This is a genomic window from Frankia sp. R82 (assembly GCF_023716925.1).
Taxonomy (GTDB): Bacteria; Actinomycetota; Actinomycetes; order Frankiales; family Frankiaceae; genus Frankia.
In genome coordinates this window covers 25193-35284 of record NZ_JAMQQG010000295.1, presented here as the reverse complement: position 1 = coordinate 35284, position 10092 = coordinate 25193, and the positions used below count along the sequence as shown (strand labels likewise).

Below are 10092 nucleotides of genomic sequence, written 5' to 3'. Positions count from 1 at the left end.
CGCACTCGACCTCGCCGCCAGCCTCTACCTACCTGACACCACCGATCACCGACGAACTAACGGCGACGACCACTAGCCCGCCTGCCGGCTCCGCCGGCCGTACCGCGGCATGACTTCCCGCCGCACGGCGTGCGGGTGGCGCGGTATGCCGCCAGCGCAGTCTCGTGCACCTTCGCCACGGGCCCGGGTGGATCGGCAACGTCCATCCGGGCCCATGCACGTCCCGGGACCCGACCGCCGTGACGGCCCGGACACCACGATCCGCATACTGGGGGACATCGGGACGGACGCGCCGCACGCGTCGGCGGGATGACAACGGACGAGAACGGACGGGACGGAGATGGCGGACCTGCCGGCCGGCGTCGAGCCCCTGGATGACGGCGACCCGGCCCAGGCCGGCCCATACCTGCTGACCGGGCGGATCGGGGTCGGCGGGATGGGCAGCGTCTACTACGGGCAGGCACCCGGCGGCGCCCCGGTCGCGGTCAAGGTGATCCGGCGGGAGTACGCCCGGGAGCCGGAGTTCCGTATCCGCTTCCGGCGCGAGGCACAGGCCGCCCGCCGTGTCGCCCGCTTCTGCACCGCCGAGGTGCTCGACGTCGACACCGATCGGGCCGAGCCGTACCTGGTCACCGAGTACATCGACGGGCCGACGCTGGCCGAACGGGTCCGTCGGGGCGGGCCGCTGCCCGCGGCCGAGCTGGAGCGGGTCGGGGTGGCCGTGGCCGGGGCACTCGGCGCCATCCACGGGGCAGGCCTGATCCACCGGGATCTCAAACCCGGCAACATCCTGTTGTCGTCGTCGGGGGCGCGCGTCATCGACTTCGGGATCGCCCGGGCGCTGGAGGCCACCACCACACTGACCCAGCGGGGCGTGCTGGGCACCCCGGCGTTCATGGCTCCCGAACAGGCCCTCGGCGAACCGCTCACCCCGGCCGCGGACGTCTATGCCTGGGGTGCGGTGATGTTGTACGCCGCCACCGGACGCACCCCGCACGGCGAGGCCGTCACCCCGGTGCTGATGTACCGGATCGTGCACGACGAACCGGACCTGTCCGGGCTCACCCCGGCGCTGCACGCCCTTGTCACCTGGACGATGAACCGGGATCCCGCCGCTCGCCCGAGCGCCGCCGCCCTGCTGCTGCACCTGACCGGCGCGACCCCGCATCCCGTCCCCGCCCCGCTCACCACCGCCCACTCCGCGGGGCCACTCGCCACAGCCCCGCCCATCCCAGCCCCGCCCATGACGCCGCAGCCAGCCGTGGCACCGCCGCCCCGCGCCTTCTCGCCCCATCAGATCGACGGCGGGCCGGCGGACGCGCCGACGACGGCAACCCCACCACCACTGCTGCCACCGCCCGCAACCCGGACCGCGCCGCCAGGGACCACACCGCCGGCAGGGACCACACCGCCGGCCACGAAGCGGCCGTGGACGATGCCGCTGCTGGTCGTGGTCGCTGTCGCCGTGGTTGCCGCCGGCGGGGTAGGGCTGGCGTTCGGGCTGCGTGCCGAGCCGCCGGGCGGCACCTCACCTCCGATCGGCCCGACGCCGTCGGTCACCACCGGGCCGTTCACCCTCGCCGACTACCGGGGACGGGAGAGCACCGTGGTCGTGGCACGGCTGCGGCGTGCCGGGTTCGTCGTGCGGACCGTGTCGCGGACGAGCACGTCGACGACGCGCGGCCGGGTCATCGACACCACCCCGCCGTCCGGATCCCGGGTGGCGCCGGGCAGCGTCGTGGTGGTGCAGGTCGGCGACGGTTCGCTGGCCGAGGCACGCGGCTGGCGGGTGTTCCTGCGTCACACCGACGGTTCCTCGATCAACGAGAGCCCGATCATCGTGGTCGACCCGGCCGGCACCGAACGCCAGGTGGGCGTCGGTGACCATCCGGCGCTGTCCCCGGATGCCTCCCGGGCGATCTTCACCGACACGGATGGTGAGATCAGAAGTGTGCGGGCCACCGACGGCGGCGATGCCCGCCAGCTCACCGACGAAGCGGGCAGCTCGTCGGACAACGCGGTGTACTCCCCCGACGGGCGCACCATTGCCTACACCCGCACCATCGGTGGCATCTTCCTCATCGGCGCGGACGGCAGTGGCCGGCGCCGGATCAGCACGGTCCGCAATGCGTTCGAGCTGTCCTTCGCACCGGACGGCGATCGGCTCGCCTACCGCAACGGCAACGACCAGTCGTTGCACATTGTCCGCCGCAACGGCACCGACACCCTGCTGACCACCTCCCCGGTCGCCGGCATCGGCCTCGGCATCACCGAACCTGCCTGGTCGCCGGACGGGAGGTCGATCGTGTTCGGCACCAGGACCGGCGCCCTGTACCTGGTCGACGTCAGTACCGGACAGGTGCGCCCCGTCGGCGGACCGGATTCGTGGCATCCCAGCTGGTCGCCGCAGGGCAGCCTGGTCTACGTCCAGGACTCCTCCGCCGAGCAGCCCTTCGCCGCCTCCGGCCCCGTCCACGTCCGTAACCCCGACGGCACCGGCGACCGCCTGCTCGACGCCCACCCGGCCAGCGGCCCCGTCCGCTGGGCCGACCCGGCCAGTTGACGCCTCGCCAGCCCGCAGCCCGCAGGCCACCGGGAAGCCGTCACACGACGTTGTCGCTGAGAGCTACCGCGCTGGTGGCACTGGTGGCGGCGCCACCGAGGCTCATGGTGGCGGCGCCGGTGACGGCGATGTCCGCTGCCGGAGACGGGACGGGACGACCGCGGGTAACCGCGCGGCGGCGTAGGGCCGGAAAGGCCGCGGCCAGGGCGCCAAGGGCGAAGGCGGCGGTGTGGCCGATGCCGTCCACGTCGCCGTAGACCAGGTCGAACATCATGGCGGGGGCGATGGCGCCCAGAGCGACGGCGCAGGTCAGCCGCAACCGGTGGCCCGTGGGAAGGGCCACCACGGCGGCCAGCGCGGTGGCGACGACGTAGCTGGGGCCGACATCAAGGATGTGCAGCGCGCTGGCCGGCAGGTTCCCCGTGGCGACGCGCAGGCCCAGGATCCCTTCGGAGATCAGGGTGGCGACGGTGTGCCCGCCGAACACGACGGCGAACGCCGCCAGGCTGCCGACGGTCGCCTCCAGGCCGCCGACCGCGAGCCCGGCCAGCGCCAGCCACGGCAGGACGGGACCACCGGTCACCCAGGGAATGCTGCCGACCAGTACGCCGAGGGGATGATGCGCGAGCTGCTCCAGGCTGGTGCTGGTCGCCCACCACCAGCGATGGACGAGATCCGGAGTGACATGCCGCAGGATCCGCGCGGTGAACAGTGCCACCATGAGCAGCCCCGTCACGGGGTACCTGCGCGGCACCGCGGCGATGCGGGCCGCCACGGTGGCCGCACGCCGCCGGCCCGCTGCCCGCGCCGCCGACACATCGGGCCGGGCCATCGCCAGGGGCGACAGTCCCTGGGCCGATCCCCCCTCGGCGGCCGTCCGGGCGCCCGCTGGACGTCGCGTCGCGCCTTGCCGTCGAGTGGAGCCTGCACCTGCATCGGCGTGGGACGCGGCGATGCGGCGAGAGGGCAGCGGTGGCGCGCCCAGAGTCCGGAATCCCGCTATCGGCAGACCGCAGACCGCATCGGCTCTGCGCCATGGTCGTCGCACCATGTACCCCCACCTCAGGAGGATCGTCGTCAGCGGCGGGCGTCACCCACCACAGCGGCACCACCCATCGCGAGGACCCGCACCGGACCACATCCGCGACGCCCGGCGACGGCGGTGCGCACTGACATGACGCTGCGCCGACCACGGACATTCCCCGAACCCCGGCCCGGTACGCCGCGGCAACCCAACAAGAAGGATCTGCACGCCATCCGCGCTCGATTGGTCACAGTAACCAGGTCAGGCCCGGACAGGATGATCCTGTAGATGACGGACCGTGTTGGCCGGGTCCACCGGCGCGCGGACGGGCACCGCGGCAGGCGCGCCCAGAGCCCAGGCGAGGCTTTCGCGCAACGCCGGGCGCCACACGCCGAAGTCATGGCCGCCGGGACGCAGGTGCACCTCCACCTGAAACCCGGGCCGGGCACCGAGCGTCGCCGCCAGATACCGGGTGTCGGAGTAGGACTCCCGGTCGCTGCGACCGCAGTCGAGCCAGACCCGCATCGGCGGGGACGCGGGCAGATGCGCCGCGTACACCGCAGGGGTGTTCGCCATGACCACATGGGCGAGGTCGCGGCGATGACCGAACAGGGCGATCATGCCACCGTCGTGGGTGGGGCGGTCCATCCCGGACATGTCGACGATCGTGGCGACCAGACCACGGTGACGCAGCCCCAGGTTGAGCGCGCAGAAGCCGCCGGCCGACATCCCGGCGAAGATCCGGTCGGCGCGGTCGGCCCGGACCCGCAGCCGGGCGTCGACGGTGGGGATCACATCGTCGACGACGTAGCTTTCGATGTGCTCACCGGGCCGGTCGACGCATTCGGAGTCGTCCAGCCAGCCGTGGCTCAGGCGCGGGGCGACGAGGATCACCGGCCGGCCGCGCCCGGCGAGCCACGCGCCGGTCTGTGCGGCCCGGTTCGCCCGGTACCAGTCGACCGGCACCCCGGGCGAGCCGTGCATCAGATACACGACGGGGAAGCGGGCACGGGGCTCGGTGAAGTACTGCGGTGGCAGATACACCAGGGCCTGCTGGGTGCCGAACCCGCTATGGGCGCCGGGCACCGCCAGGCTGATGACGGATCCCTGCGCATGACCGCGCACCGGGGCCGCAACCACCGCGTCCCGTGATGAGGCGGTGGGCCACGAGCGCACCCCGAGGACGTCATCGAGGCGCGGCAGATAACTGTAGTGGGCGTTGACCAGGTCGGCGGCCGTGGCCAGCGTCAACGTGACGGCCAGGGCGCCGACCCCCGCGACGAGCATCCGGCGCTGCCGGCGCACGGCCCCCGCGCAGCCCACCCAGGCGGCAACCGCGAGCAGGGCGAGGCCCAGCAGAAACCACTTTCCGATGATGACCAGCGATCCCACCGTCCCACCCCCACTCGTCACGCCTGGTCGTCGCGCCCCACCTGTCGCGAGCCGGCAACCGTCGCACGTGAGCAGTTATCGCACGTGAGCAGTCGTCGCGGGTCAACGACCGTGCTCGACGGACGTCACCCGCTGCGTGCGCGATCCGACCGGACGGTCGCGATGAGCCGGCCGACCGGGTGGGGAAGCCGTGGTCGCCACCGCGGCCAGACCAGGAAGGCCTCGGCCTCGAGCATCGCCAGTGCGATCCGCGGCAGCTCGGCGGTCGCCGGGTAGCAGACGAACCGGGGTGTCCACTGCGGGGCGAACTTGGCGTTGAACCGGTAGAGGCTGTCGATCTGGAACCACCGCGACATGAACATCAGCAGCCCCCGCCAGCAGCGGATCACCGGGCCCGCGCCGAGCCGCTCGCCACGTTCCAGCGCTGAGCGAAAGAACGCGAAGTTCAGCGACACCCGGCGTACTCCCAGCTCACCGGCCTGACGCAGCGTGTTGACGATGAGGAATTCGTTGAGGCCGTTGTCGGCGTCCCGGTCGCGAACCATCGCGTCCAGCGACAGCCCGTCGCCACCCCACGGGACGAAGTGCAGCAACGCCCGCAACCGCGGCGCCGCAGCGCACCCCCCGTCGACGCCCGCCGCCGCGTCAGCACCAGCACCGTCCAGGTCCCCGGCACTGTCCACACCACCGGCACCACCGGCACCACCGGCGCCGTCCGCGGTCTGCTCGGCCGGGGGGGAGTCGTAGGCTAGGACGAGGACACAGTCGCCGTCGGCGGGGTCGCCGATGCGACCGAGAGCCATCGAGAAACCGCGCTCGGTCTGCGCGCCCCGCCAGGCTTTGGCCTGGGCCTCGACAGCGGCGATCTCCGTGGGATCGAGGTCACGCACCCGGCGTGCGCACACGGTGTACCCGGCGCGTTCCACCCGCTTGACGGCCTGGCGGACGTTGCGCATCGGGCGGCCCTCCAGGGAGAAGGTCGCGGTGTCGACGACGGCCTCGTCGCCGAACTCGAGCGCGGTCAGACCGGCACGGGTCCACGCCTGGCCGGCGGGTTCCGAACAGCCGATGACGGCAGGGGCCCAGGCATGGTCGGCCGCTTCCTGCAGGAACGCGCGGATCGCGCCGGGCCAGGCCTCCCGGTCACCGAGCGGGTCACCGCTGGCCAGCATGACGCCGTTGACCACCCGGTAGGCGACGCATGCCTTGCCCGAGGGCGACCAGATCACCGATTTGTCCGCGCGTAGCACGAAGTAGCCGAGCGAGTCGGCGCTGCCATGCCTGTCGAGCAGGGCACGCACCCGGGCCTGGTCATCATCGGTGAGCCGCGGCGCCGGGCACGGCGGGCGAAGCGCCAGGTAGCCGGTGACGCCGATGGTGACGACGCCGAGAGTGAGCAGCACCCGGGCGGCGAGGTCCGCGAACCGGTCGGAGCCGAAATGCAGCGGGCCGGGGATACCTACCAGCCCAAGCACGATCTGCTCGAGCTGTGCGGCCGCGGAATGCGCCCCGACGATGCGATGTTCGCGTAGGTGGAAGAGCAGAAATCCACAACCGATCGACAGCGTGGTCAGCAGCAGGCCGGCGCCGAGGGCCCGCCACCGGGTCGACGGGTCGCCCTTGGCCTGGAACTCGCCGCGGGCGAGCACCAGCATGCCCAGCAGCGCCGCCGACACCGCAGCCTCGTCATAGTCGAGGCCCTTCGCGACATGCAGGACGACCCCGAGGCCGAGGAGCGTCACGACCGCCCGCCACGCCCGGCGTTTGCGTCGCCGCAGACCCGCGGCGAGCAGCATGAGCAGCAGACCGACGACGACGGTGAACGCCGCCGCCTGCCGGGAGGCGGCCGCCGGCACCAGCGCCCGCAGGTCGGCGAGCCGGGTGCGCCACTCGGGGGTGAGCGCGGACACCACATCGAGCAGTCCGACGACAAAGGTCAGCAGCGCCGCAAGCCGCGGCACCCACGGCCGCCCCCACGCCGGCAACGTCAGCTTTCCGCCGCGTCGACCATCGCCCTGGGGTCGCTCCCCCGTCTCTCGCTGACCCGCGGTCTGCCGGCCCGCGGTCTGCCGGCCCGCGGTCTGCCGGCCCGCGGTCTGCCCCGCGACACCGGGAACCCGATCATCCCGACCCCCCGGACCGCTCCGGGAATCCGGATCACCCGGGGCACCGCGCAGCCTGCGGCTGCCGCCGGTGCGGGCAAGGCCACGCACGTGCGCGCGGGCACGGGCGCCAGGTGCGCTGGCGAGGCGTCGACCGAGGGCCGAACGGCTCGCGGCGGGAGGCCGGGGACCGCTCGAACCCGAGGTGCCCGCGATGCGGCCACCCCCACTGGACGTACTCATGAAGGCATCGTCCCCCCGACGGGTGACTGGGACAGCACCGGACCCGGGAGACGATAATCCTTTGCGCCCCAACCACACCGTAACCCACCCCGATCGAGGTGATCGAGGCTCGGGTCCGACCACACCGGCCCACTGTGCTCACCCCGCCGGCCCGGCCCGGGCCACCCTGTGGGGATGGTCCGGACCGGGCCGAGCGGGAGCTGCTCGCAGGTACGCGCCGCCGACGGCGCCTCGCCCGGCGGCGCCTCGGCCGACGACGGTCAGCCGACGTGCGCGGGCACCCCGTCGGCGGATGCGGTCGTCTCACGCCCGGCGTTGATGAGCACGATCGTCACCACCGCGGCCACGGCAACCAGCACGGCGCTCCAGGTGAAGGCCGTCGTGTAGCCCTCGATCTGGGACTGCGCGACGGCCCGCGGGGAGTTGCGGTGGTCGGCGAGGTAGCCGGAGACCGCCGTGGCGAACACCGTGTTGAGCAGCGCGGTACCCAGCGATCCACCGACCTGCTGGGTGGTGTTGACCAGCGCACTGGCCACCCCGGCGTCCTGCGGGTCGACCCCGATGAGCGCCACGCTCGACAGCGGCACGAACGAGAAGCCCATCCCGAAGCTGATCAGCAGCTCGGCGGGTAGCACGTGCGAGGCGTAGCCGGTGTCCAGTCCGACCTGGGTCAGCAGTGCCATGCCGATCGCGCCGAGCACGGCGCCACCGCCGGCCAGGATCCGTGGGCCAACCCGGGGCAGCAGCTGGCTGGCGACTCCGGCCGAGACGATGATCCCACCGCTGAACGGCAGGAACGCCAGACCGGTCTTCAGCGCGCTGTAGCCCAGGGTCTGCTGGAAGTAGAAGGTGAGGAACAGGAACATCGCGAACAGCCCCGCGCCGGTCAGCAGCGACGCGAGGAACGACCCGCCCCGGTTGCGTTCCAGAGCGACCCGCAGGGGCAGCAGCGGCGCCGCGGTCCGTACTTCGATCACGACGAACGCGACGAGCAGGGCGACCGCACCGACGAGCAGCCCGAGAGTGCGTGCATCGCTCCAGCCGTCCTCGGCGGCGACGGTGAAACCGTAGACGAGCGCAACCAGACCTGCGGTCACCGTGAACGCGCCGGGCAGGTCGTAGCTGGCGCTGCCCTCGGTGCGGCTCTCCCGCACGATCGGCGCCGCAGCGAGTGCGGTGACCAGCGCGATCGGCACGTTGACCAGCAGGCACCACCGCCATGAGGCGTACTCGGTGAGCAGCCCACCGAGGACCAGGCCGATCGCCGCACCACCGCCGGAGATCGCGCCGTACACGCCGAAGGCACGGGCCCGTTCCTTGCTCTCGGTGAACGTGACAGTGATCAGGGACAGGGTGGCCGGCGCGAGCACCGCGGCGAACGCGCCCTGCAGCGCCCGGGCGGCGAACAGCAGCCCGGCGTTGGGCGCAAGACCGCCGAGCCCCGAGGCCAGCGCGAACCCGATCAGACCCCAGATGAAGGCACGCTTGCGCCCGACATAGTCGGCGATCCGCCCGCCGAGCAGCAGCAGGCCACCGAACGCGAGGGTGTAGGCCGTCACCATCCACTGCCGGTTGGCCGTGGAGATGTGCAGTGCGTTCTGCGCGTGCGGCAGGGCGATGTTCACGATGGACGCGTCGAGCACGACCATGAGCTGTGCGACGGCAATGATCGACAACGCCAGCCAGCGCCGTGGATCGGGAGCGTCGTCGGCCAGCTGCGCCGGATTCTCATGGGTCCGGGCGGCGACAGTATCGGTCACGGGTGGGCTCCTAGCCACAACAATCGAAATGCCGGATGTTCACTTCGGATGACACGCACGCGGACATCGCCATCACGAACGAGTTGGTCGGGCCGGGGCCGGGCCGGCCAAGCTGGCAGAAAGCAGGGCGGACACAGATCGTGTACGGGCAGATTTCGGGTACGCCTGACCAGGACGGGGCACCGCAGCAGGCCGTGACACGGCGGGCAGCCGTGCCAGACTCCCGGCACGCACCCGAACGGCGCCGGCCGATCCCCGATCAGACGTTCGGACAGATCATAGCTCAGACGTTCGAAGGCGACGGCAGCCGGCTCGCCAGGCCGGTGATCAGGGGCAGGGCAACGTCGTCCACGACGTGGGCGACGAACTGTTCGTCGAGCGGGCCCACGCCGAGCAGCTGACGTGTGAGGATCATGGACAGGATCGCCTCGGCCAGCGGAACCGGGTCGAGATCGGCGGGAATCTCGCCCCGAGCGGCCGCCCGCTGCAGCGCGCAGCCACACAGCGCGGCCTTCTGCTGCACCATGTGGTCCTGGATGACCTCGGCCAACCGGGGCGATTCGGAGGCGGCGCGCAGCACCCCCATGAGCAGCCCGCCACCGACCTCCATGGTCGCGCAGGCCATCAGCCCGACCTCGATCAGCAGGTCGTCACGCAGGCTGCCGGTGTCGGCCGGGACGTGCTCGGCGGGCGCCCGCCGACGCAACGCGTCGACGACCATCGCGTCCTTGCAGGACCAGCGTCGGTAGATCGTCGCCTTGCTGGCCCGGGCCCGGTTCGCGACGGCGACCATGCTCATCCGCTCGTAGCCGACCTCGACCAACAGCTCCAGCGCTGCCTCGAGGATCGCCTGCTCGCGAGATTCGTCCCGAGGACGACCCCGCCCGGAACCCTCCGGAGGCGACACTCGAACCTCCTTCTGTCGCGACACCCACCCGGCGGGCCACAGCCAGGTCAGGGACCGTCGACCACCAACCGAAACAGTACCGGCCCGTACCGGAATTCAGG

At 72.2% G+C, this 10092-nt stretch carries 6 protein-coding genes; 1 reads left to right on the top strand and 5 read right to left on the bottom strand.

Annotated features, from left to right (window positions below; genetic code table 11):
• The first annotated feature begins 340 nt into the window (after positions 1-340).
• Positions 341-2563 carry a protein kinase gene (locus ND747_RS23330; protein ID WP_251736324.1) on the top strand — a complete coding sequence of 741 codons (2223 nt, stop codon included), beginning with the start codon at positions 341-343 and terminating at the stop codon, positions 2561-2563.
• A 40-nt stretch (positions 2564-2603) separates the two neighbouring features.
• Here ND747_RS23330 and ND747_RS23325 read toward each other — a convergent pair whose 3' ends face one another.
• From ND747_RS23325 to ND747_RS23305, 5 genes are all read right to left on the bottom strand, one after another.
• A complete protein-coding gene (locus ND747_RS23325; RefSeq protein WP_251736323.1) occupies positions 2604-3395 on the bottom strand; it encodes a rhomboid-like protein in 792 nt (263 codons plus the stop codon).
• A gap of 453 nt (positions 3396-3848) precedes the next feature.
• A complete protein-coding gene (locus tag ND747_RS23320) occupies positions 3849-4979 on the bottom strand; it encodes an esterase family protein (protein ID WP_251736322.1) in 1131 nt (376 codons plus the stop codon).
• Between the two features lie 125 nt (positions 4980-5104).
• Complete coding sequence (locus ND747_RS23315; protein WP_251736328.1) at positions 5105-6940, bottom strand: phosphatidylglycerol lysyltransferase domain-containing protein; 1836 nt, start codon at positions 6938-6940, stop codon at positions 5105-5107.
• 644 nt (positions 6941-7584) lie between these two features.
• Positions 7585-9084 carry an MFS transporter gene (locus ND747_RS23310; protein ID WP_374216307.1) on the bottom strand — a complete coding sequence of 500 codons (1500 nt, stop codon included), beginning with the start codon at positions 9082-9084 and terminating at the stop codon, positions 7585-7587.
• Positions 9085-9367: 283 nt separating this feature from the next.
• Positions 9368-9991, bottom strand: coding sequence for a TetR/AcrR family transcriptional regulator (locus ND747_RS23305; protein ID WP_251736321.1), 624 nt, complete (start codon positions 9989-9991; stop codon positions 9368-9370).
• Positions 9992-10092 lie beyond the last annotated feature (101 nt).